The organism is Rhizobium sp. PDO1-076, assembly GCF_000247475.1.
Lineage (GTDB): Bacteria > Pseudomonadota > Alphaproteobacteria > Rhizobiales > Rhizobiaceae > Allorhizobium.
On sequence record NZ_AHZC01000417.1, the window covers coordinates 1 to 22,151 of the forward strand.

The 22,151-nt window shown below is 60.8% G+C and carries 22 protein-coding genes; 7 read left to right on the plus strand and 15 right to left on the minus strand.

Annotation, left to right across the window (positions count from 1 at the left end; genetic code table 11):
• Positions 1-70: 70 nt before the first annotated feature.
• The 5 genes from PDO_RS23235 to speB form a co-directional block, all read right to left on the minus strand.
• Entirely contained in the window at positions 71-1,159 is a 1,089-nt protein-coding gene (locus PDO_RS23235) for an ABC transporter substrate-binding protein (RefSeq protein WP_007607600.1), read from the minus strand.
• A gap of 64 nt (positions 1,160-1,223) precedes the next feature.
• Positions 1,224-1,874: an amino acid ABC transporter permease gene (locus tag PDO_RS23240; protein WP_007607602.1), complete on the minus strand. Its 651-nt coding sequence runs from the start codon at positions 1,872-1,874 to the stop codon at positions 1,224-1,226.
• Positions 1,871-2,539 carry an amino acid ABC transporter permease gene (locus PDO_RS23245; RefSeq protein WP_007607604.1) on the minus strand — a complete coding sequence of 223 codons (669 nt, stop codon included), beginning with the start codon at positions 2,537-2,539 and terminating at the stop codon, positions 1,871-1,873. Before PDO_RS23245 ends, PDO_RS23240 begins: the two co-directional genes overlap by 4 nt.
• Positions 2,540-2,543: 4 nt before the next feature.
• Complete coding sequence (locus PDO_RS23250; RefSeq protein ID WP_007607605.1) at positions 2,544-3,350, minus strand: transporter substrate-binding domain-containing protein; 807 nt, start codon at positions 3,348-3,350, stop codon at positions 2,544-2,546.
• Positions 3,351-3,440: 90 nt separating this feature from the next.
• Complete coding sequence (gene speB / locus PDO_RS23255; RefSeq protein WP_007607607.1) at positions 3,441-4,496, minus strand: agmatinase; 1,056 nt, start codon at positions 4,494-4,496, stop codon at positions 3,441-3,443.
• Between the two features lie 168 nt (positions 4,497-4,664).
• Between speB and PDO_RS23260 the strand changes: the two genes are divergently transcribed.
• The 3 genes from PDO_RS23260 to PDO_RS23270 are packed head-to-tail and all read left to right on the plus strand — an operon-like array spanning position 4,665 to position 8,066.
• The gene (locus PDO_RS23260) at positions 4,665-5,651 is read left to right on the plus strand and encodes a LysR substrate-binding domain-containing protein (RefSeq protein ID WP_007607608.1); all 987 of its coding nucleotides are present in this window, start codon (positions 4,665-4,667) and stop codon (positions 5,649-5,651) included.
• 19 nt (positions 5,652-5,670) lie between these two features.
• Positions 5,671-6,846, plus strand: a complete 1,176-nt coding sequence (locus tag PDO_RS23265; protein WP_007607609.1) for an aminotransferase — start codon at positions 5,671-5,673, stop codon at positions 6,844-6,846.
• A gap of 8 nt (positions 6,847-6,854) precedes the next feature.
• Entirely contained in the window at positions 6,855-8,066 is a 1,212-nt protein-coding gene (locus PDO_RS23270; RefSeq protein ID WP_007607610.1) for a TIGR03862 family flavoprotein, read from the plus strand.
• A gap of 31 nt (positions 8,067-8,097) precedes the next feature.
• Here PDO_RS23270 and PDO_RS23275 read toward each other — a convergent pair whose 3' ends face one another.
• The 7 genes from PDO_RS23275 to PDO_RS23305 all read right to left on the minus strand — a co-directional run bounded on the left by PDO_RS23275 (position 8,098) and on the right by PDO_RS23305 (position 15,482).
• The gene (locus PDO_RS23275; RefSeq protein ID WP_007607612.1) at positions 8,098-8,613 is read right to left on the minus strand and encodes a DUF3833 family protein; all 516 of its coding nucleotides are present in this window, start codon (positions 8,611-8,613) and stop codon (positions 8,098-8,100) included.
• A 103-nt stretch (positions 8,614-8,716) separates the two neighbouring features.
• Positions 8,717-9,532 (minus strand): 5-deoxy-glucuronate isomerase, encoded by an 816-nt coding sequence (gene iolB, locus PDO_RS23280; RefSeq protein ID WP_007607613.1) that lies wholly within the window; start codon positions 9,530-9,532, stop codon positions 8,717-8,719.
• On the minus strand, positions 9,492-9,779 hold the full coding sequence (locus tag PDO_RS23285; protein WP_007607614.1) for a hypothetical protein: 288 nt from the start codon (positions 9,777-9,779) through the stop codon (positions 9,492-9,494). Before PDO_RS23285 ends, iolB begins: the two co-directional genes overlap by 41 nt.
• A 106-nt stretch (positions 9,780-9,885) precedes the next feature.
• Positions 9,886-10,779, minus strand: a complete 894-nt coding sequence (iolE, locus tag PDO_RS23290; RefSeq protein ID WP_007607615.1) for a myo-inosose-2 dehydratase — start codon at positions 10,777-10,779, stop codon at positions 9,886-9,888.
• Positions 10,780-10,781: 2 nt separating this feature from the next.
• Positions 10,782-12,602: a 3D-(3,5/4)-trihydroxycyclohexane-1,2-dione acylhydrolase (decyclizing) gene (iolD, locus tag PDO_RS23295; RefSeq protein ID WP_007607617.1), complete on the minus strand. Its 1,821-nt coding sequence runs from the start codon at positions 12,600-12,602 to the stop codon at positions 10,782-10,784.
• Complete coding sequence (locus PDO_RS23300; RefSeq protein ID WP_007607619.1) at positions 12,599-14,527, minus strand: bifunctional 5-dehydro-2-deoxygluconokinase/5-dehydro-2-deoxyphosphogluconate aldolase; 1,929 nt, start codon at positions 14,525-14,527, stop codon at positions 12,599-12,601. The genes iolD and PDO_RS23300 overlap by 4 nt, the downstream gene beginning before the upstream one ends.
• Positions 14,528-14,663: 136 nt before the next feature.
• Positions 14,664-15,482 carry a MurR/RpiR family transcriptional regulator gene (locus PDO_RS23305; protein WP_007607620.1) on the minus strand — a complete coding sequence of 273 codons (819 nt, stop codon included), beginning with the start codon at positions 15,480-15,482 and terminating at the stop codon, positions 14,664-14,666.
• Between the two features lie 211 nt (positions 15,483-15,693).
• On the opposite strand from PDO_RS23305, the gene iolG reads away from it, so the two are divergent.
• Complete coding sequence (iolG, locus tag PDO_RS23310; protein WP_007607622.1) at positions 15,694-16,689, plus strand: inositol 2-dehydrogenase; 996 nt, start codon at positions 15,694-15,696, stop codon at positions 16,687-16,689.
• A gap of 105 nt (positions 16,690-16,794) precedes the next feature.
• Here the strand turns inward: iolG and PDO_RS23315 are convergent, their stop codons facing one another.
• Both PDO_RS23315 and PDO_RS23320 read right to left on the minus strand, forming a co-directional pair.
• On the minus strand, positions 16,795-17,853 hold the full coding sequence (locus PDO_RS23315; protein ID WP_007607624.1) for a Gfo/Idh/MocA family protein: 1,059 nt from the start codon (positions 17,851-17,853) through the stop codon (positions 16,795-16,797).
• On the minus strand, positions 17,850-18,635 hold the full coding sequence (locus PDO_RS23320; protein ID WP_007607627.1) for a ThuA domain-containing protein: 786 nt from the start codon (positions 18,633-18,635) through the stop codon (positions 17,850-17,852). The genes PDO_RS23315 and PDO_RS23320 overlap by 4 nt, the downstream gene beginning before the upstream one ends.
• A gap of 325 nt (positions 18,636-18,960) precedes the next feature.
• Between PDO_RS23320 and PDO_RS23325 the strand changes: the two genes are divergently transcribed.
• The 3 genes from PDO_RS23325 (at position 18,961) to PDO_RS23335 (ending at position 21,207) form a co-directional block, all read left to right on the plus strand.
• Positions 18,961-19,989, plus strand: coding sequence for a substrate-binding domain-containing protein (locus tag PDO_RS23325; RefSeq protein WP_037075244.1), 1,029 nt, complete (start codon positions 18,961-18,963; stop codon positions 19,987-19,989).
• Positions 19,986-20,834 carry a PfkB family carbohydrate kinase gene (locus tag PDO_RS23330; protein WP_007607629.1) on the plus strand — a complete coding sequence of 283 codons (849 nt, stop codon included), beginning with the start codon at positions 19,986-19,988 and terminating at the stop codon, positions 20,832-20,834. Before PDO_RS23325 ends, PDO_RS23330 begins: the two co-directional genes overlap by 4 nt.
• A 73-nt stretch (positions 20,835-20,907) precedes the next feature.
• Complete coding sequence (locus PDO_RS23335; protein WP_007607631.1) at positions 20,908-21,207, plus strand: DUF982 domain-containing protein; 300 nt, start codon at positions 20,908-20,910, stop codon at positions 21,205-21,207.
• 66 nt (positions 21,208-21,273) lie between these two features.
• Here the strand turns inward: PDO_RS23335 and PDO_RS23340 are convergent.
• Positions 21,274-22,151 (minus strand): aminomethyltransferase family protein (locus PDO_RS23340; protein WP_037075240.1); only part of this gene is annotated, 878 nt, incomplete at its 5' end.

The window sequence follows — 22,151 nt, forward strand, 5'->3', positions numbered from 1 at the left end:
ACCCTCTCCCCACAAGCGGGGAGAGGGTGGGGGTGAGGGGCAGCCACGGAGGCCACCCTTCGCCTCGATCTCAGCCAACGATCAGTTCCGTCCACTTCTGGTTCAGCCAATCCGACTTGGTCTGGTAGAGATCGTAGCGCGGCGTGATCGGCTCGATATCGGACGATACAGACGCAAATTCCGCATCGGTCAGGTCGAGCAGCTCGCGTTTAACGGTCGGCGCGGTGCCGACCTTGCGCGACAGGGTCGCCTGGATCGCCGGCTGGCACATGTAGTCGATGAAGATATGCGCCTCGTCCGTCTTGGTCGAAGCCCGCGACAGCGCCCAGCAACCGCTGTCCTGGATGCCGCCTTCCTTCGGGAAGGTCGAGCGGACCGGCTGACCATCGGCAGCCGCCAGACCGGTAACGTCGTGATAATACTGGCCCATCGGGATTTCGCCCGACTTCAGCGACTGCTCGAACTGTGCTTCGTCGCGGTACCACAGACGCACATTCGGCTTCACTTCGGCGAGCTTGTCGAAGGCCTTGAGGATGCCCTCTTCCGTGTCGAGCGCATTGGTGCCGCCGAAGAAGGTTTTCGCCGTCACTTCCAGCAGGAAGGAATTCGACACCAGGGCAAGCAGGCCGAGCTTGTCGGCATTTGCCGGATCCCATAGTGCCTCCCAGGAGGTCGGCGCCTCCTTGAAGACATCGGTATTGGTGACCAACGTGATGTACCAGGCCACGGCACCGACGCCGGCGACACGGCCATCCGGATACTTGTTGACGAAGCGGTCGATCAGTCCGGAGGCGTTCTTGAGCTTTGCCATATCGATCGGCGCCCAGAGCTCGGTCGCCTGGCCCTTGAGCATCGAGACCTGCGACATCATCGATACGTCGGCCGGCGCCTGGCCGGCCTTTGCGGCCTGTTCGAGCTGCACGAGCCAGGCTTCGCCGGTCGGCTCCGCGATGGATTCGATCGCGATTCCGGTTGCCTTGGTGAAGTCCGGGAAGATGTTCTTGTCGAACGAATCCTTGAAGTAGCCGCCATAGACGCCGACCTTCAGCGACTTGTCCTGCGCGCGCAGGATCGACGGCATGGCAAGTGTGCCGGCTGCAACCAGCGAACCGGCCAGCACGCCGCGGCGGCTGATGGAAGCGTTGATGAGATCTTTCATTATGCGTCTCCTTGTTTTTTGGCCTGTGGCCTGTTCCCGTTTTTAGAAGAAGTGTGTGCCGACATCATCCGTATTTGGCGGCACGGAGTTCAAGTGCCCGCGCATACCGCGTCAGCGGGAAACACAGGGCAAAATAGATCAATGCAACCATGCCATAAACCTTGAAAGGCTCGAAAGTCGCATTGTTGATCGCGTTCGAGGTCCGAACCAGTTCCTCAAACCCGATGATGGAGGTCAGGGCGGTGTTCTTGATCAATTGTACCAGGAAACCAACGGTCGGTGCCCGGGTGATCGAAAACGCCTGCGGCAGCACGATCAGCCGCAACTGCGCGATATAGTGCAGACCGAGACTGCTCCCGGCATCCCATTGCCCGAGCGGCAGTGCTTCGACGCCGCCGCGCCAGATCTCGGCAAGATAGGCGCTGGCGCAGAGCGTCAGGCCGATGACGGCGGCCGTCCATGCCTCGATGCGGATGCCGATCAGCGGCAGGCCGAAGAACAACAGGAATAGCTGCATCAACAGCGGCGTGCCCTGGAACAGGCCGATATAATATTCCGCAAACCGCCTGAAGACGCGCCGTGTTGAAATCCGCATCAGCAGGATCAGCACGCCGACGACTGTTCCGCCGACAAAGGCGACGACAGACAGAAGCACGGTCCAGCGTGCGGCGAGGAGAAGATTGCGGACGATATCCCAGAAGGTGAACTCGATCACGTGACACCTCCCGCCAACATCCGGTTGCCACCGGCGACCAGCAGCCGGCGCAGGCCGATGCTCAAAGCCAGATAGACCAGCGTCACGACGAAATAGGTCTCGAAGGCGCGGAACGTCCGCGCCTGCAGCATATCCGCCTCATAGGTGAGTTCGCGCACGGCGATCTGCGAAACGACGGCCGATTCCAGCATCATGATGACGATCTGGCTGGTCAGCGCCGGAAATATCACTTTCAGTCCCTGCGGCAGAACGATCTTGAAGAAAACCTGGCGCGGGCGAAGACCGAGCGACAGGGCCGCTTCCTTCTGGCCCTTCGGTACGGCATCAAGGCCCGCTCCAACGATCTCGGTCGTATACGCCGTCATGTTCAGCGTCATGGCGAGGATCGCCGCAACCACCGGATCGAGGCGGATACCGAGGCTCGGAAGGCCGAAGAAGATGAAAAACAGCTGGACCAGAAACGGCGTGTTGCGGATCAGCTCGACATAGGCGCCGATCATCCGGCGCAGCACCGCATAGCGGCTGCGCCGGGCGGCAGCCCCCAGCACGCTGAGAACGATGCCGGCAACGGCCGACACCGTAATCAGGAAGATCGTCATGGCTGCACCCTGCGCGATCAGGTGGATCGCGTCGGTGAGCCAGCCGAAATCGAGCTGATAGCCCAAAGGATCAATCCTTCAGGTTTTCAGGATTGAGCGGCGTCTTCAGCCACATTTCCGAGCTTTCGTTCAGCTTGCCGTCGGCCAGCATCTTGGCAACAGCATCGTTGATCGCGGTCTTCAGACGCTCCTCGCCCTTGTTGAGGGCAATATGCGATGGCGAGGTCAGAAGCTGGAACTTCTGTTCGGGCTTCAGGGCTTCTTGGCGGGCCAGAACCTGCGCACCGACGTCGTTGCCGACAACCATCAGGTCTGTCTGGCCCGAGATGAAGGCTTGGATGACGGAATTGTAGTTGTCGAAACGCTTGATGTCGGCCGACGGCGGAGCCGCTTCCGTCAGCGACGTGTCTTCCAGCGTGCCGCGATTGACGGCAATGCTCTTGTCGGCCAGGTCTTCCTTGCCTTTGACCTCCATGGCCGCAGGGCCGATCACCGCGATGTAGTAAGGCGCATAGGCAGCGGCAAAGTCGATGACCTCGGCGCGTTCCTTGGAGTAGCCGACGCTGACCAGCATATCGACACGCTTTTCGGTGAGATACGGGATGCGGTTCTGACCGGTGATCGGCACAGGAACCAGCTTCACCTTCAGCGCGTCAGCAATGTATTGCGCGACATCGATGTCATAACCCTTGAGGCTCATATCGGCACTCGCCGAAGAGAAGGGCGGGAAATCTGCGAACACGCCGACATTGAGAACGCCGGCCTTGGTGATGTCATCGATCGCATCCGCATTTGCGGAGGATGCGAAGCCGAGGACGGCGCCGCCGAGCATCAGCATTGCGAACGTCGTCGATTTCATTGCGGTTTTGATGTTCATTTTTTATTCCCCTTTTTCGGACATTGCTTTGGGTGATGCGGGCAATCCGGCCGCCAGCCGCCGACCTTTTCGGTCGGCGGGAATGCAAGATCAGCGCGCCGCCGTGACATGCGGGCTGAAGACCATCAGGCTGAGGATTTCAAACAGCACCTGCGCGCCGGCATGGGCGGTATTTGCGGTCGCGTCATACTGCGGCGCGACTTCGACGACATCGCCCCCGACGATGTTGATGCCCTTCAGGCCACGCAACAGTTCCAGCACCTCGCGGGTGGTCAGACCGCCGACTTCCGGCGTGCCTGTGCCCGGCGCAAAGCTCGGATCCAGGCTGTCGATGTCGAACGAAACATATGTCGGGCCGTCGCCGACAATGGCCTTCGCCTTTTCGATGATCGCCGGCATGCCGAGACCGGTCACCTCTTCGGCGTGGATGACTGTCATGCCGGACTCGTAGGTGAACTCCCAGAGATATTCGGCCGAACCACGGATGCCTATCTGGATGGTCCGCGTCGGGTCGAGAACACCGTCGAGCACAGCCTGGCGGAACGGTCCGCCGTGATGGAACTTGGTATCCTCGAACGGCGCGCTGGTATCGCAATGGGCGTCGATATGGATCATGCCGACGGGCGCTTTTCTGCCGACCGCCTTCAGGATGGAATAGGTGATCGAGTGATCGCCGCCGACGGCAAGCGGCGTCACGCCGGCATCGACAATCTGGCTGAAGCGGCGCTCGATATCCTCGTGTGTCGTTTCCAGCCGGTAGCGGCTGCGCAGCGGCACGTCGCCGATATCGGCAACCTTGAGCTCATGAACCGGTGCACAGCCGAGAACGTGATTGTAGGGACCGATCCGGTCGATCGCCCGCAACGCACGCGGCCCGAAACGCGAGCCCGGTCGATTGGTGACGCCGAGATCCATCGGAACTCCGGTGATTGCTACCTGCAGATCGCCGAAATCGGGATCCTGCGCAGCCACCTCACGGTAAGGTGCAGACAGAAAAGTCGGCAGGCCCGAGAAAGGTGCCGCACGCGTGCCTTTGGAAAAGATCTTGTCGCCGACCTTGCTGAAGTCGGCGTCGAAAATCTCGCCATTGCGGCTTTCACCGTATTTTGCCCGAAGTGCCGCAAGCTTGTCCGCGTCGAATGCCATGAAACCGTTCCCTGCTTTGGAGTGGCAACAGACGCCGCCACCTAGGCTGTTTTTGCGGCAGCTGTTTTCGCTGCCTTTATTGTGAGCATTAATCCGCAAGCCTCTTGGAAAATCAATTCACGATGTTATAGCATTCTATATGAGAAAAATTCACAACGATTGAGCCCCATGGCCAACCGCCTGCCACCGCTGAATCCATTGCGCGCCTTCGAGGCCGCCGCCCGCCGCGGCTCGATCTCGGCCGCCGCGCGCGAACTCAATGTGACGCATGGCGCCATCTCGCATCAGATCAAGAGCCTCGAGGAAACGCTGAAGACAACGCTTTTCGAGCGTGGCGGCAAACGGCTGAAACTGACCCCGCAAGGTGCGCTGCTCCTGCCTGCCGTCAGCCAGGCGTTCGACGGCATAGCGGCCGCGACCGCTCTGCTCGACCGCCCCTCGACGAGCGGCAATCTGCGCATCAGCTGCGTGCCGGCCCTCTTGGCACTGTGGCTGGTGCCGCGCATGGGATCCTTCACCGATCGCTACCCGGAAATCAGCCTGACACTGACCTCCAGCAATGACGCCGAGCTGATCTACTCGCCGGAAATCGACATCGCCATCCTCTATGGCGCCGGTGGCTGGCGCGATTGCTGGACAAGGCTGTGGAGCACCTTCGATCTCTTCCCAGTCGTCAGTCCGACACTGCTGAACACCAGACCTCTGCGCTCGGTGCGCGACCTGCAGGATCACGTGCTGCTGCATGGTGATGACGGCCGCGAATGGCGCAGCTGGCTGGCCGCCGCCGACCAGTTGGACATGCCACATCCGCGCGAACATTTCATGGGCGACGCAAGGCTGTCTACCGAGGCTGCCCGCCATGGCCAGGGCGTGGCCCTTGGTGACAGCATCACCGCTTCCAGCCTGATTGCCGCCGGCGAGTTGATCATTCCATTCGACCTGGCTGTCCCAGCAGCCGACGCATTTTATGTCGCTGCCCGCAACGAAGTCCGCGGCGCACCGATCGCCAAGGTCTTCATCGACTGGCTCTTCGACACCATCGAAACGGAACGGGCGGTCCAGCCAAGACCGATCGCCCGCCAGACCACCCGCACCATCGTCCCGACACCACGCCGCCGCGCAACCAGCCCCCAGTCTGTTGAAGACGGGGAATGACCGCAAGAGGATCGACACAATGCCTGCTGCTTCCTTCAACCCACTCGTATCCAAGCTTTCGCCCCCGCCCGTTCCTTCGGTTTTCGCCTGGGGCCGCGCCTATGATGGCGAGTGCGGACCGCTGATCGATCTCTCGCAGGCTGTGCCCGGCTATCCGCCGCATCCCGATATGCTGGCATGGCTTGCCGAATCCGCCGGATCTCGTGCCTATGCCGGCTACGGCCCTATCGAAGGCGAGACCGAACTGCGCACCGCGTATGCCACCGAACAGCAGGCGATCTATGGTGCAAATGTCACCGTCGACAACATCCACATCACCGCCGGCTGCAATCAGGCCTTCATAGCGGCAGCCATGGCGCTCGCCGGCAATGGCGACAGCGTCGGCCTCACCGAGCCCTTCTATTTCAATCAGGAAACGACGCTCGGAATGCTGGGCATCCGTCGCGAACTCCTGCCACTGGATCCCGCAACCGGCTTCGTTCCAACCCTCGAGGGCGTGCACGCCGTTCTGGCAAAAGGCGTGAAGGCGATCGCGCTCGTCTCGCCCAACAACCCCACCGGCGCGATCTATCCGGCAGACCTGCTGCGCGACATCTTTGAGGCTTGCCGCAGCGCCGGCGCCTTCCTCATTCTCGACGAAACCTATCGCGACTTCCTGCCGGGCCACGAACACCCGCACGACCTGCTGTCCGTCCCCGGCTGGGAAGACAATCTGATCCTGCTCTATTCCTTCTCCAAGTCCTTCTGCATTCCCGGTCATCGGCTTGGCGCGATCACCGCCGGCCCCCGCGCCGTCGCCGAAATTGCCAAGGTCATGGACAATCTGCAGATCTGCGCCCCACGCGCACCGCAGGCGGCCGTTGCGAGGGCGATCCCGGCACTGCGCGACTGGCGCGAGGTCAATCGCGCCGAAATCCTCGCCCGGGCAGAGACCTTGAAAAGTGTGATGGCCGACTTGCCGGCATGGAAGATGGATTCGATCGGCGCCTATTTCGCCTTCATCCGTCACCCTTTCGACGGGCAGCCTTCGGCGCTGATCGCGGAACAACTGGCAAAACGCGCCGGTATCCTCTGCATTCCAGGCGCCTATTTTGGCGATAGTCAGCAAGCCTATCTGCGCTTTGCCTTCGCCAATGCCGATAGCGAAACGATCCGAGGCCTGACGGCGCGCCTCACCAACTTCATCCTCGACTGAGATCCGGGATGATCAAGCGGCAGATTGCAATTGTCGGCGGCGGGCCGGCGGGTTTGATGGCAGCGGAAACGCTGAGCCGAAAAGGCCATGCCGTGACCGTCTACGATGCCATGCCGACGGTCGCGCGCAAGTTTCTGCTCGCCGGAAAATCCGGGCTCAACATCACTCATGCCGAAGACTATACTCGCTTCGTCATCCGCTTTGGCGCGGCCAACGATTGGCTGAGAAGCGCGCTGGACCTGATGACACCGGAGGATATCCGCATCTGGGCAGCGGAACTCGGCACGGAAACCTTCGTCGGCACCTCCGGACGCGTTTTCCCGAAGGCCATGAAAGCCTCGCCATTGCTGCGCGCCTGGCTGAAGCGGCTGGAAGCGCAAGGCATTCGCATTCTGACCCGCCATCGCTGGACCGGCTTTGCCGGCCGGGCCCTGACATTCGAAACGCCGGATGGCCCTGCCCAGATCGAGCCCGACGCGACGCTGTTCGCGCTCGGAGGCGCGAGCTGGCCGAGGCTGGGATCGGATGCAGCCTGGGTCGCACTCCTGCGCGGACAGGGCGTCGCCATCCGCGATCTCCTGCCGGCAAACTGCGGCTTTGACTGCGATTTCAGCGCAATGTTCGATGCCCGGTTTTCGGGTACGCCGGTCAAATCCGTCAAGGCCACATCGACAGCCGGAACCACGCAAGGCGAATTCGTCATCAGCCGTGGCGGCATCGAGGGTAGCTTGATTTATGCCCATGCAGCCGCGCTACGGGATGCGCTGATCGACACCGGGCAAGCCGCTCTGTCGCTCGATCTGGCACCCGGTCGTGAGCAGGCCCGCCTTGCCCTCGATCTGGAGAGGCAGGATGCCAAGGCAAGTTTTGCGACGCGATTGAAAAAAGCAACCGGCCTCGACGGCGTCAAGGCGGCATTGCTGCGTGAGGTTGACCCCGATGCCAACCGATTGCCGGCAGATGCCCTGGCAAGCTTGATCAAGACCCTGCCGCTGCGGGTCACCCGGCCACGGCCAATTGCCGAGGCGATTTCATCTGCCGGCGGCGTGACCCTGGACGCCGTCGATCCGCATTTCATGCTGAAGGCGCTGCCCGGCATATTTGTCGCTGGCGAGATGCTCGATTGGGAAGCCCCGACCGGAGGCTATCTGCTGACTGCGTGTTTTGCCACCGGCAAGGCGGCGGCAAGCGGCATCAACGCTTGGCTCGCCGCCAACTGAGCGGCATCCAGAAAACTCAGTTCCATATCGGCTATTTCTTCAGACCCGGCTTGCGAAACTCGACCGTGGTCTTGGCGACTGGGAAGCCGAATTTGGTCACAAGCGCGGTATTCAGCACCGTGCCGTCTTCGCGCAAGACCATCTTGTCGTAGAAATGCACCTTGTTCGCCTGCTTGGCGGAATCCAGATAGACCAGATAGTTGAACTTCGCCACCGGCCCGTTCAGCGTCACCTTGGTCTCGCCGATCACATCCTCTCGCGTGCCGGAATAGGTCGAAGGCCCGGTCTTGACGAAGCGCCAAGTCTTGCGATCCTTCGTACCGTCATCGAAAACGAAATCCTCGCGCAACGTCAATGTTCGTCCATCCCACTTGCCGGTCAGGTCGACGGTGAAGCTGCGCTTGACGCCGTTGATCGCCCGGAACGATCCCACCGCTTCCGTCCGTCCGGTGAAATAGTCCTCGAAGGTGAAGGCGTCCGCGGCATGGCCTGCGGACGACATCAAACTCAGTGCTAAACCGAAAAGGGCAAATCCGACCTTGGACATTTCGCGTCTCCATGACTGGTGCAATGTGCATCCAGTACGCAGACCGACATCGTCCGGTTTGTCGTGACGCGATCAAAATATCGTCGCGCCGACTGGTCGCCTGTCAGGACGGCGGATTGTCGCGCTGATAGATCCAGTCGTGGTCCGGATGGTTCTGGAAGCGCCACTTGCGCAAGGGACCTGCCATGACGTTGAGATAATACATCTCGTAGCCATAGGGCGCGCCGCAGGGATGATGGCCCTTCGGCACCAGAACCACGTCGCCATCCGACACCGCCATGGTCTCGTCCAGCGAACCGTCCTCGGTGAACACGCGCTGGAAGCCGAAGCCCTGGGCGGGGTTCAGCCGGTGATAATAAGTCTCCTCAAGATAGGTCATCTCGGGATAATTGTCCTCGTCATGCCGGTGCGGCGGATAGGACGACCAGTTACCGGACGGGGTGAACACTTCCGTCACCAGCAGGCTGTCGGCCACGTCACGGTCCTCCATGGCGATCGGATAGATGTAACGGGTATTGGCATCCTTGCCGCGCTGGACATAGGCAATGCCCTCCGGCCCGATCTTCTGGGCTTCGCGGCCGGGCATGGCGGGCGCCGTGCAGATGGCGAGTACGCAGTCGGTGGTCGCGGTCGCCGACCAGTCGGAACCGGCCGGGACATAGACGCAATGCGGCGGCTTCTTTTCGAAGACATTCATGCGGTCGCCGAGTTCGCCAAAATCCTTGCCCCCGCCGGACACCGTCGCCTTGCCTTCGACGAGAACGAGAATGACTTCTGTCTCGCCGGTCACTTCAGATGCGCTTTCACCGGGCCGCAGGTGATAGAGCCCGAAGCCGACATAGCCCCAATTGGCGCTCGCCGGCGTGATATCGTGGACTTTACCGGTCTTGGCCACCGGCTTGCGCAGCAGGTCCGTCATCGTCATCTCCCTCGTCTTCCTGTCGAGCCCTGGCAGCCTCCTCGGCAGCCTTGGCCTTCGCTATTGTGTGGCCGTACATGAACAGCAATTCGTATGCCGCGAAAGCAGAGGCGCCGAGGAACACGACGGCCCAGCCCATGGCATTGTTGTAAAGCTCGACACCGCCCCAGGCTGCCGGCAGAAGAACGGTCAGGATGCGTCGCCACAGAGGCTTGAAAAACGGATGCTTCGGGTCGAGAATCTGCACGGCGGCTCCTGGAGGTCGCGGAAAACTGATCTGCAGTAGTCCGCAAACCTGCAGTGTGTCAAAGGAGAAGGCAGTCCATCGGCACTGCCTTCGTCGATAGCGTCAGTCAGTTCAGGCCGGCATCCTTGGCCATCGCCTTCAGCGACTTCAGGCCAAGGCTCTGGTATTCGAACGGATTGCGCACATCCGGGTCCTGCTCGGCTTCGATGACGATCCAGCCCTGGTAGCCGTTTTCAGCCGCAAGCTTGAGCACCGGCGGAAAATTCACCCCGCCTTCGCTGTCGCCGGGAACCGTGAACACGCCGCGGCGCACCCCTTCGAGGAAGGAGAGATTTTCGTCGCGAACCTGTTTTGCGATAACCGGACGGACATTTTTCGCGTGGATATGACCGACGCGGCCCATGTATTTCTTGGCCAGTTCCTCCGGATTGCCGCCGCCGAACAGGCAATGGCCGGTATCGAGCAGCAACTTGGCATGCGGACCGGTATGGGCCATCAGCTTGTCGATCTCTTCCGGGCTTTCGACGATCGTGCCCATGTGGTGATGATAGACCAGTGTTATACCCTGGGCTGCCGCATACTCGGCGAGCGCCTCGACGCCAGCGCCGAAGGCCGCCCAATCGGCGTCGGCAAGCATCGGGCGATCATTGACGGCCGTGTCGTCGGCGCCGTGGATGGCATTCGAGGTTTCGCAGACGATGATCACCTTCGAACCCATGGCCTTGAGCAGGTCGAGCGCCGGCTGCATCGCCGCCTTCTCGTCCTCGATCGAATGGGTCAAAAGGTTGAGCGAATGCCAGCCGGAAACGTAGCGCAGGCCACGCGGCTCAAGAACCGCCTTGAGACCGGCCGGGTCCTGCGGGAACTTGTGGCCCTTCTCGATGCCGTCGAAACCGATCTTGGCGGTCTCGTCCAGGCACTGGTCGAGGCTGATATGGGCGCCGAGCGAGCGATCATCGTCATTCGTCCAGGCAATCGGATTGGTACCAAACAGGATCATAATTACGTTCTTTCCTTGAGCGCGGATTCGTAGGCAGCGCGCGCCGTGTTGACTTCCGGGCGGACCGAGACTTCCGGCACCGCGACATCCCACCAGTAACCACCGGCACCGGTCGTCGGATAAGGGTCAGTGTCGATGACGATTACCGTGGTCGCCGTGCTTTCGCGCGCGACATCGAGCGCCTTTTCCAGTTCGGCAATCGAAGACACCTTGTGCGACACCGCGCCCATCGAGCCCGCATGAGCGACGAAATCGATGGCGATCGGGTTCACATTGGTATGGGCATAAAGATTGTTGAACTCGGCGCCGCCGGTGCCCATCTGCAACCGGTTGATGCAGCCGTAGCCGCGGTTGTCGGTAATCACCAGCGTGATCTTCAACCCCATGCCGACGGCCGTCGCCAGTTCCGAATTCATCATCATGTAGGAGCCGTCACCGACCATGACGATGACGTCGCGTTCCGGCTCGGCCATCTTGATGCCGAGACCGCCGGCCACTTCATAGCCCATGCAGGAGAAGCCGTATTCCATGTGATAGGACAGCGGCAGCTTGGCCTTCCACAGCTGGTGCAGTTCGCCGGGCATCGTGCCGGCGGCGCACATGACGACGGTATTGTCGCGCGAGGAGCGCTGGACTGCGCCGATCACCTGCATGTCGGTCGGCAGCGTGTTGCCGTCGGTCGGTGCAGCAGTGACCGCATCGGCCTTGGCGAACCAGTTATCCTTCAGGCCGCTGTCCGGCGCGGCGAAACGATGATCGCCAAGCGCCCTGCTGAGCTTCTCCAGCCCGACCTTGGCATCGGCGGTCAACGGGATCGCCTCATGCTTGGCACTATCATAGGCCTGAACGTTGAGTGCCAGGATTCGGCGGTTCGGGTTCTTGAACAGCGCCCAGGACCCGGTGGTAAAATCCTGGAAACGCGTGCCGACGCCGATCACCAGATCGGCTTTTTCCGAAACCACATTGGCGCTTTCAGCACCGGTCACGCCGACCGGGCCGAAGTTGAGACCATGATCCCAGGCCAAAGCCGACTTGCCGGCCTGCGTCTCGACCACCGGGATCTGGTGTTTGTCGACGAATGCCTTCAGCGTCTCCGTCGCGCCGGAAAAATGCACGCCACCACCGGCAACGATGACCGGGTTCTTCGCGGCCTTCAATGCTGCGACAGCCGCCTCGAATTCCTGCGCATCCGGTTCCGGACGGCGCTGGTGCCAGACCTTCCTGGCAAAGAAGCTTTCCGGATAGTCATAGGCTTCCGCCTGCACGTCCTGGCAGAAGGCAAGCGTGACGGGGCCGCAATCGGCAGGATCCGTCATGGTACGGAAGGCACGCGGCAGCGCCGTCAACAACTGTTCGGGGCGCATGATGCGGTCGAAATAGCGGCTGACCGGTTTGAAGCAGTCATTGGCCGACATGGTGCCGTCGCCGAAATCCTCGATCTGCTGCAGGACCGGATCGGGACCGCGATTGGCAAACACATCGCCCGGAATGAACAGAACCGGCAGACGGTTGACATGCGCGAGTGCCGCCGCCGTCACCATGTTGAGCGCACCCGGACCGATCGACGAGGTCACCGCCATCGCCCGGCGACGGCCGATCTGCTTGGTATAGGCAATCGCCGCATGGGCCATCGACTGCTCGTTCTGGCCGCGATAGGTCTGCAACTCCTCTCGAATGCCATGCAGGGCTTCGCCGATGCCCGCGACATTGCCATGCCCGAAGATCGCCCAGACGCCAGCGATATAGGTCTCGCCATGCGAGTTATATTGGTTGGCGAGATAGCGCACCAGCGCCTGCGCCGCGGTCAGTCTTACCGTTTTCATGCCTTCTCTCCCTTGGCGGCGCGTGCTCCGCTGCGAGCCTTGTCCCAGACCTCGCAAAGACTGCGATAGCGCTTTACCATATCCTCCACGGCGTCCTGGTCGCTGATCGCACCGGACAACCACTTGCGTGCTGCATCGCCGAAGATCGTCCGGCCGACGGCAAAACCCTTGACCAGATCGAACCCGGCCGCCAGCGCGAAACTCTCCTCCAGTTCCGTTTGCGGCGCATCGAGACCGAGCACGACGATACCACGCGTATAGGCATCGTTGCGCTCAATGGCCGCACAGGCATTGGCCCAGGACGCCTCGGTTTTCATCGGCTCCAGCTTCCACCAGTCCGGGTAGACGCCGATTTCATAGAAACGCTCGATGATCGTGGCAGCCGTATGGTCATCGACCGGACCGACCTTCGACGGAATGATCTCGAGCAGGAACTCCAGATTGTTGCGCCGCGCCGCATGGAAGAGGCGGATGACCGTCTGCTCCTGCTCGGCCTTCATCTCGGCCGTATCATCGGGATGATAGAAGCACAAAACCTTCACGACGTTTTCGACCGGCCATTCGTTCAGCCCGCCGAAATCCGGGCCGATCTCCGGCTCCAGGGTCAAAGGCCGCGAACCTGGCCACTCGACCGGACGGCCGATCCACAAACCTGATCCACTCGCAGCGTAAAGCGCATCGCGACCGACCCGGCTGTCGCAGAGAATGCCGTAGCCGGGCTTGCCATCGGAAACGCTCAGCGCCGCCTTCAGGCAGAGCGTCTTGAATTCGCCGATCCGGCTTTCATCAACACCCGCCTCCTTGGCCATGGCTTCAAGTTGCATGCGATGATCGAAGGCGAAGACCCGCATCTTCGACCAGTCGCCCTTGCGATTGGTCGACCAGTGCACCTGCTCCAGCGCCTTGTCCTTGCGCAGCGCCTTGTTCTGGATGCCGGTCTTGAAGAAATATTGCAGCTCTTCCCAGCTCGGATAAGCCGGCGTGCAGCCGTGGCGCGAGACGGCGAAGGCACCGCAGGCATTGGCAAACTTCAGGGAAGTCGGCCAGTCCTCACCGGTCAGCCAGCCCTTGAGCAGGCCGGACATGAAGCCGTCGCCGGCGCCGAGAACATTGAATACCTCAATCGGGAACCCTTCTCCGGTCTGCCCCTCATCAAGACTGTCGGGAATCGCATCCTCGAAAACCACGGCACCCATCGGTCCGCGCTTGCAGACCAGGGTAGCCGGCGAGACCTGGCGAACCGCCCTCAGCGCCTCGATCGTATCAGTCGAGCCACCGGCAATGTGAAATTCCTCTTCCGTGCCGACAATCAGGTTGAACAGATGCAGCGTCGACTGCAGCTTGGCCGTGACCTTGGCGGATTCGACGAAGCGGCTCTCGCCGTCGCCATGGCCGGCAAGACCCCAGAGATTGGGACGATAATCGATGTCGAGCGCGGTCAGTCCGCCGTGCTGGCGCGAAATCTCCAGCGCCTTCAGCACCGCCTGTTCGGTGCGCGGATTGGACAGATGCGTGCCGGTGACGCAGACACACCGCGCCTCGGAGACGAAATCGACATCGATATCGTCTTCGCAAAGCGCCATGTCGGCACAGTTTTCGCGGTAGAAGATCAGCGGGAACTGGTGTTCGTCGCGGATGCCGAGAAGAACTAGCGCGGTGAGCCGTTCCGGATCGGTGACCACGCCACGCACGTCGACCCCCTCACGCACCAGCTGCTCGCGGATGAACCGGCCCATATGCTCATTGCCGACCCGGGTGATCAGACCCGACTTCAAACCGAGCCGCGCCGTGCCGGCAGCAATATTGGTCGGAGAACCGCCGATATACTTGTTGAACGAGGCCATGTCCTCCAGCCGACCGCCGACCTGGGCGCCGTACAAGTCCACGGATGATCGGCCGATCGTGATGAGATCGAGTGATGCCACGCTGAAAACTCCCTGACGGTCGCGGGGTCTCAAAGCCTCGCCTGCCGTTGTCGATCACATTCGAATGGAATGCCGATCAAGATCCTCTTCCAAAATGGACTATAAATTCTATTTTTAGTCCTTTCAACACAAATATTCAGCCATCTTGTCGTGCAGTCCCAACCGCGACGGACAGCGTGATCGCCAGACACAGCGTCGCGGAAAGCGACCGGAAGGCGCCGAAATCAACCTCGGAAACCGAGAGCGCAATCGCATCGAACCGGCGCAGCGGGCTGACCGCAGTATCCGTCACCGCAACAACCGGAATGCCGCGCCCGGAGACCTGCTCGACCAGATCGATCGTCTCGGCAGAATAGGGAGAAAAGGTGATCGCCAGCAGTGCATCGCCGTCTCGGATCGCATGATGGTTTTCCAGCCGACCGACAACGCTGTGCAACATCGCAGGCACACCCATCTTTTCGAACGCGTAGGCCATGTAGCTTGCCACCGGGAAGGATCTCCGCAGGCCGACGATATGGATCATATGCGCAGACGAAAGCGTTGCGACAGCTTTGTCCAGAGCCTGCGGATCAACGGTTTTCAACAGGTTTTCCAGCGATAGCCGCCCCGCCTCGACGAATTCGGCGAGCAATGCCGAGGGGCTGCCTTCAGCCTTTTCCCGCAGGCGATCGAGCCGTGTCGAGTAGTCAGGCCAGCCGCCGACAAAGCTGTCGCGGAACAATCGCTGCATTTCTGAAAACCCGGAAAAGCCCATGATCTGGCAAAACCGCATGAAGGCCGAGGGCTGAACGCCCGCCCCTTCCGCCATCTCGGCGACCGTCGAGACGGCAATGCGATCCTGATTGGCCGCGACATAATCTGCGCATTGCCGAAGCCGTTTCGGCAGGCTGCCGGAGACCTCCAGCAACCGCTCCTCGAACGCCTTCACCGTTGCCGGCCCGCCGATCTCTTCCATTCACATCCTTTCCACGAACCATGCTTGACACAAACCGTATCACAATCTAGCAAAATAGAACGTATATTCCAAATGCGGATCTGGAATATTCATCGAGGAGATGAGTGTCGGGACCAGCTACGAGCATAGCCCCTGCCGAAAAATCGGGTCCGCCGCAACAACGACGCCGCCGCCGATAGAACTCGGCAGAGCGAGCATGGGAGGAAATGACATGGTCACGAGATTGGCCCTTCTGGGCGCCGGCCGTATTGGCAAGGTACATGCGAAAGCCATCGCGGAAGACAAGCGCGCCAAGCTGGTGGCTGTCGCCGACGCGTTTGCCGATGCCGCCAATGCCATTGCGGCCCAGACCGGCTGCGCGGTGAAGACGATCGAGCAGATCGAGGCGGACAAGAACATCGACGCAGTCATCATCTGCACGCCAACCAACACCCACGCAGACCTGATCGAGCGTTTTGCCAAGGCCGGCAAGGCGATCTTCTGCGAAAAGCCGATCGACCTCGACGTCGCCCGCGCCCAGGCCTGCTTGGAAACCGTGCGCGCAGTCGGCGGCAAGGTCATGCTCGGCTTCAACCGCCGCTTCGATCCGCATTTCCAAGCCGTGCGCAAGGAAATCGACAAAGGTTCGATCGGCAAGGTAGAGATGGTGACGATCACCAGCCGCGATCCGGGCGCCCCGCCGGCCGAATACATCAAGGTCTCCGGCGGCATCTTCCGCGACATGACCATCCACGATTTCGACATGGCCCGCTTCCTGCTCGGCGAGGAAATCGAAATTGTGATGGCCTCGGCCTCAGTGCTCGTTGATCCGAAGATCGGCGAACTCGGCGACTATGACAGCGCATCGCTGATCCTGACGACAAAGAGCGGCCGCCAGGCGATCATCTCGAACTCGCGCCGCGCGTCCTACGGCTACGACCAGCGCATCGAGGTCCATGGTTCGCTGGGTTCGGTCTCTGCCGAAAACCAGCGCCCCGTCTCGATCGAGGTCGCCAACAAGGACGGCTACACCCGCCCGCCGCTGCACGATTTCTTCATGACCCGCTATACGGCAGCCTATGCTGCTGAGATCTCGGCCTTCATCGACAGTCTCGAACAGGGAACGGCGATGTCGCCCTCGGCAGAAGACGGGCTGATCGCGCTGGCGCTCGCTGACGCTGCCATCAAGGCCGCCAAGGAAGGCACTGCGATCAAGGTCGCTTACTGATCTGAAGTATCCGGAAATTTGGCGTGATCATGCGTGACTACGCCAAAAAAAGCGCCGCCCGAACCTCCTCGGGCGGCGTTTTGTTGTCAGTTTGGCTTCAGACGATCAGACCGCCATTTCGCGCCGTTCGACTTCCGTCAGCATAGCAAGATCGAGGATCTTCTGCAGATCGGCGGCATGGCGAAAACCGGGTTCCTGGAGAGTGTTGCCCGTCTGAATCGCCGTGATGAACTTCTGGTAGTTCGTCTCGACCGGATCGACCTCAATCTCGCGCCAGACAGCCGTTTCCACATCGTCTTGCAAGCAGGCCCGAAGCGAGGAAGCCTCCGGCGTGTGGATCACCTCCAGTGCACCCTTGTCACCATGCACCCTGAGCCGCAGTTCGGTCAGATGCCCGGTCGCCCAGCGACTGGCATGGATCACGCCCATGGCGCCATTGGTGAATTCGGCCGTCATGGTGAAACTGTCATTGGCGTCGAGGTCATATTCGCCGATCTTGTTTCCCGGCGCCTTTTCGAAGGTCTTCAGCCGCGCGAAAATATGATCGATATCCGTCGCCGCGCCATAGCCGGCAAAATCCAGGATATGAATGCCGACATCGCCCAGCACGCCGTTCGAGCCATGCTTCGTCGACAACCGCCAGAGCCATTGGCTCTCTGTTGCCCAGTCGCCCCAGGCCTTGGACACCAGCCAGCTCTGCAGATAGGAGGCCTCGATATGGCGCACCCGGCCGATCTCGCCACCGATCACCATCTGCCGCGCCTTCTGAACCTCCGCCACATTGCGATAGGTCAGGTTGACAATATTGACCAGACCTGACTTCTCGGCAGCCGTCGCCATTTCATCCGCCTTGGCGTAGTTTTCGGCAAGCGGCTTTTCACACATCACATGCTTGCCCGCCGCCAGAAGCTGCAGCGTCGTCGGATAGTGGATGCGATCAGGGGTGACATTGGTCACCGCATCGAACTCGCCCCAGGCGATCGCCTCCTCCAGCGAGGTGAATGTGTTGGGAATGCCGTGGCGCGTTGCGAATGCGCGAACCGTGGCGATATCCAGATCCACCGCAGCGACGAGTTGAACCTCGCTGATCGTGGAGAAATGCATCACATGGGTATTGGCCATGCCACCGGTGCCAAGCACCAGAAGACGGATCGGCTTCATCATTTGTACCCTTCCTCGCCGGCCTGATGCAGACGCGGGCCGCGCTCTGTAATCGGCTCAAGCGCCTCTTCCACCGGAACATTCGGCGCGTCATGCACGGCGCCGTAACGGGGCATGGGATTGTAGGCCCACTTCACCCCGTTGCGGATGACCTGCTGCACGTTGGCATCATGATAGGTCGGATAGGTCTCATGACCCGGACGGAAGTAGAAGATATTGCCGGCCCCGCGCCGCCAGGTCAGGCCGGACCGGAAGACTTCGCCGCCCGCAAACCAGGAGATGAACACGGTTTCCAGCGGCTCCGGCACCGAAAAGAACTCACCATACATCTCTTCGTTTTCCAGCACGAAGTTTTCCGGAATGCCGGCTGCGATCGGATGACCCGGGTTGACGGTCCAGAGACGCTCGCGCTCGCCTGCCTCACGCCATTTCAAGGCGCAGGGTGTTCCCATCAAGCGCTTGAACGGCTTGGAAAAATGGCCTGAATGCAACACGAGCAGGCCCATGCCCTCCCAGACGCGCCGGGCCACCCGCTCAACGATTTCGTCGGATACATCGCCATGGGCCTTGTGTCCCCACCAGACCAGTACATCCGTCTCGGCCAGCCGATCGACCGGCAGACCGTGCTCAGGTTCCTGCAGCGTGGCCGTCGTCGCCTCGATGTCACCATCTGCATTGAGGGCAGCGGCAATCGTCGCATGCATCCCGTCAGGATAAATGCTGCGGACAACGGCATTTTCCCGCTCGTGGATGTTTTCTCCCCAGACAATGGTTCTGACTGGCACGTAAACTCTCCTTTTTCACATGCCACAACCTTGCGGCACTGACTGGCCTCTACAATGTAAGATCGCCCGAACGGATCCAAGCACACATCGAATTGAAACCGCTTTGGCTACGGTAAACTGGCAAAATTCCGGGTCTTTGTCAAAAGACATTCTTTTATCAAATAGACTCAATTGAGAAAAATGGGGATACGACGATTCTCTTTTGAACGAACGCATAGTGAATTTTCTTGAAAGCGCTTTCGCCCTTTTATCTCCTTGCTCGTCCACCAAAACCTTGCCATTCATGCTGCAAGAATTTCCACCCGTTGAAGCGATGAACGAGGCAATGAAGCTCAAGGAATTTGCCCTGAAGATAGGCCTGTCTCAAACCACGGTCAGCCGTGCATTGAGCGGCTATCCGGAGGTCAGCGAAGCGACGCGCGCACGTGTCATGGACGAGGCCAACCGTCTGGGTTATCGCCCGAACATCAACGCCGTGCGTCTGGCGACAGGGCGCGCCGGTGCCATCGGCGTGGTGATGAGCCGGGCCGGAGAATACCAGTTCTCCGAGTTCATGAGCGGCATGGCGGAGCGACTGGGCCGCGAAGATATCGACATTCTCGTCACGCCCATGGCCGAGCAGGACAGCCGTGACGAGCTTCAGATCTACAAGCGCCTGGCCGAAAGCCGCAGGGTCGACGCGGTTGTCATCCATTCCCCGCGACCGGATGATCCGCGCATCGCCCTGCTCCACCAGTTGAAGATACCCTTCATCGTTCATGGGCGCTCGCAGACGGACGTTCCGCATGCCTGGCTCGACATCGACAACGAAGGCGCAATCCGACGTGCGACCGACCATTTGCTCGATCTCGGCCACCGGCGGATCGCACTGATCAATGGAAACGAAGGGCTGACCTTCACCCGCCATCGCGATCTTGGCTATCGTTCGGCGCTGCAGGCCAGGGACATCCCCTACGACGCCAGCATTGTCGCTCATGGCAATTTCACCGACGAGGTTGGTTTCCGGCTTGCCCGCACGGCGCTGGAGCAGTGTCCACGGCCAACCGCTATTGTCGCTGGCTCGATGATGACAGCATTGGGCGTCTACCGGGCAGCGCGCGCGATGAACCTCGGTATCGGCATGGATCTTTCGGTCATCGCCCATGACGACGTCTTTCCATACCTGACCGCCGACAACATGGCCCCGTCCCTGTCAACGACACGCTCATCGATCCGCGCCGCCGGCACCCGCATTGCCGACCTGCTGCTGCAAATTCTGGCCGGCCGCGACCCGGTCGAGATTCAGGAACTATGGCCGGTCGAGCTTATTCTCAGAGACTCCAGCAAGCCTGCACCACGGGACCTGTCTGCATGAATACCAACAGAACCGGCAAGGCCGTCATTGTCATCGGTCACATCAACCACGACAGGATCTGGCACCTGACCGAACCATTGCGCGCCGGCGGCCGGATTACCTGGCGCTCCCGCGAGGCACGACTGGGTGGTGGCGGCTACTTCACGGCCCGCCGCCTGCTTGATTTCGGCCACCATGTTCGCATCCTGTCCAACCTGATGAGCGACAGCCATGGCCAGGAAGCGATTGCCGCGCTTGCCGAGGATGGCTTTGACACCAGCCTGATCACGCAGCGGCAGGGCGAAACGGATTTTGCCGATATCCTGCTCGACCCGACAGGCGAACGCACCATCCTGTCCAACGAAAGGCGCCTCGCCCGCACTTTCGCGCTGGCACAACCGGTCTCGGCCGATGCGTTCTACATCAATGGCCCACATCTGTGCGAAACCATCCGCCAGTCGCTGAACGCCGCCCCGCTGGTCGTTTCGCAACTGCCGCTGCGCGACGGCGAGCCGCGTCCTGCCGATGTCATCGTCGGCTCCAAGGCGGACATGCCGGGCAAGTCGATCGAGGCCATTTGGCGGGACGCACAGGCAATTGCAGGAACCCGGCTTCGCCATCTCGTCATGACGGACGGTCCGGACCCGACATCCGTCTTCGACGGCGAGACGGAGAGCAGTATCCCCGTGCCAATGCACGTCACCGTGCGGGACACCATCGGCGCCGGAGACACGTTCAGCGGCGCCCTGATAAACGGCCTGCTCAACGGCGCAAAAATCACGGAGGCAGCCTTGGATGCCAGCCGGTCCACAGCCGAATGGCTCTTGAACCGTGAGGCGATGTTCGCAGAAAAATCAAATAAATAACAAGTTTATTTGCGCCCTTGCCGGGAACTTCCATGCCGTCTCGCGAGTTCGTGGGATCGAAATGGAGGACTGCATGACCGAAGTGAATATCGCATGGACCATTCCCGTCGAACTGGATCTGCACTGCGGCCTGACAAGACGATTTTGCAATGTCTATGACGCGCTCGATTTTCTCGAGGCGGAATGGCCGACGCGAAGGGGCATCGCCTATCAACGTGCCGTTCTTCTCTGCCGAAACGCGCTGCGCAGCCCCCGCGCCAGTGAACTGGCACGCGCAGCCTTTATCGCAGCCGCCGACGAGACGGGCATGCCCCAATGCACCGACCCGTCACGCCTGATCAGCTTTCGGCCACACCGGAAGGCCGTGGCTTGAGGACCAAGTGCCGGAGGTCACGCCGCCAACGCGGCTTCGGATCTCCGGCTCCGTGTCCGGCACCGCTCAAGCCTTGATCCGGGCCATAGAAGGATCGAACATCGGGCCGAGGTGAACCTGCGCCGGCACCTTGTCCATCGCGACCACAAGTTCATACGTCGCTTCTGTCAGGTAGTAATCCGAAACCCCATCGGCATGGCGGACGTAGCCATAACCAATTGCCTTGCCGAGCGTATATCCGTAGCCGCCGCTGGTCAGATAGCCGACCGGCTCCCCATTGCGCAGGATCGTCTCGCGTCCGAGCAGGACCACATCCGCTCCGGCGCTAAAACCAACCAACCGCTTCTTCAACGGTTGGCCGGCGACTGCAGCCAATGCCGAACGCCCGATGAAATCGGCATAGCTCTTCATCTTGACGGCAAACCCGAGGCCGGCTTCCAGCGGAGTGTCATTCGGCGTGATATCCGATCCCCAAGCGCGATAGCCTTTTTCCAGACGCAGGGATTCCAGCGCCCGGTAGCCGATCGGCTTGATCCCGTGCGCAGCACCGGCTGCCATCAACACGTCGAAAACCTCTCCGATCACGGCGATCGGCACATGAAGCTCCCATCCGAGTTCACCGACATAGGTGATGCGGAGCGCCCGGACGATCGTGCCGGCGATTTCGATGTCTCGCACCTGCGCGAATGGAAATACACCATTCGATACATCCGCCTTTGCCACCTGCGAAAGCACATCACGCGCCCGCGGCCCCATCAGCGACAAGGTCCCCCATTCCTCAGTGACATCGGTGAAGCTGACCTTGGCATCGGACGGGATATGATCGGCGATCCAGCCGAAGTCATGCGTGCGAAAACCGGTGCCTGTCACGATGTAAAATTTGTCTTCCGCAATCCGGGCCACCGTCAGATCCGCTTCGATGCCACCGCGCGTGTTGAGCAATT

Coding starts and splice junctions, on each gene's coding strand:
- PDO_RS23260 (WP_007607608.1), top strand. CDS start 4,665: ATGGCCAACCGCCTGCCACCGCTGAATCCATTGCGCGCCTTCGAGGCC.
- PDO_RS23275 (WP_007607612.1), bottom strand. CDS start 8,613: ATGTCCAAGGTCGGATTTGCCCTTTTCGGTTTAGCACTGAGTTTGATG.
- PDO_RS23270 (WP_007607610.1), top strand. CDS start 6,855: ATGATCAAGCGGCAGATTGCAATTGTCGGCGGCGGGCCGGCGGGTTTG.
- PDO_RS23235 (WP_007607600.1), bottom strand. CDS start 1,159: ATGAAAGATCTCATCAACGCTTCCATCAGCCGCCGCGGCGTGCTGGCC.
- iolB (WP_007607613.1), bottom strand. CDS start 9,532: ATGACGGACCTGCTGCGCAAGCCGGTGGCCAAGACCGGTAAAGTCCAC.
- PDO_RS23250 (WP_007607605.1), bottom strand. CDS start 3,350: ATGAACATCAAAACCGCAATGAAATCGACGACGTTCGCAATGCTGATG.
- iolD (WP_007607617.1), bottom strand. CDS start 12,602: ATGAAAACGGTAAGACTGACCGCGGCGCAGGCGCTGGTGCGCTATCTC.
- PDO_RS23305 (WP_007607620.1), bottom strand. CDS start 15,482: ATGGAAGAGATCGGCGGGCCGGCAACGGTGAAGGCGTTCGAGGAGCGG.
- iolE (WP_007607615.1), bottom strand. CDS start 10,779: ATGATCCTGTTTGGTACCAATCCGATTGCCTGGACGAATGACGATGAT.
- PDO_RS23330 (WP_007607629.1), top strand. CDS start 19,986: ATGAATACCAACAGAACCGGCAAGGCCGTCATTGTCATCGGTCACATC.
- PDO_RS23325 (WP_037075244.1), top strand. CDS start 18,961: ATGAAGCTCAAGGAATTTGCCCTGAAGATAGGCCTGTCTCAAACCACG.
- iolG (WP_007607622.1), top strand. CDS start 15,694: ATGGTCACGAGATTGGCCCTTCTGGGCGCCGGCCGTATTGGCAAGGTA.
- speB (WP_007607607.1), bottom strand. CDS start 4,496: ATGGCATTCGACGCGGACAAGCTTGCGGCACTTCGGGCAAAATACGGT.
- PDO_RS23335 (WP_007607631.1), top strand. CDS start 20,908: ATGACCGAAGTGAATATCGCATGGACCATTCCCGTCGAACTGGATCTG.
- PDO_RS23265 (WP_007607609.1), top strand. CDS start 5,671: ATGCCTGCTGCTTCCTTCAACCCACTCGTATCCAAGCTTTCGCCCCCG.
- PDO_RS23315 (WP_007607624.1), bottom strand. CDS start 17,853: ATGATGAAGCCGATCCGTCTTCTGGTGCTTGGCACCGGTGGCATGGCC.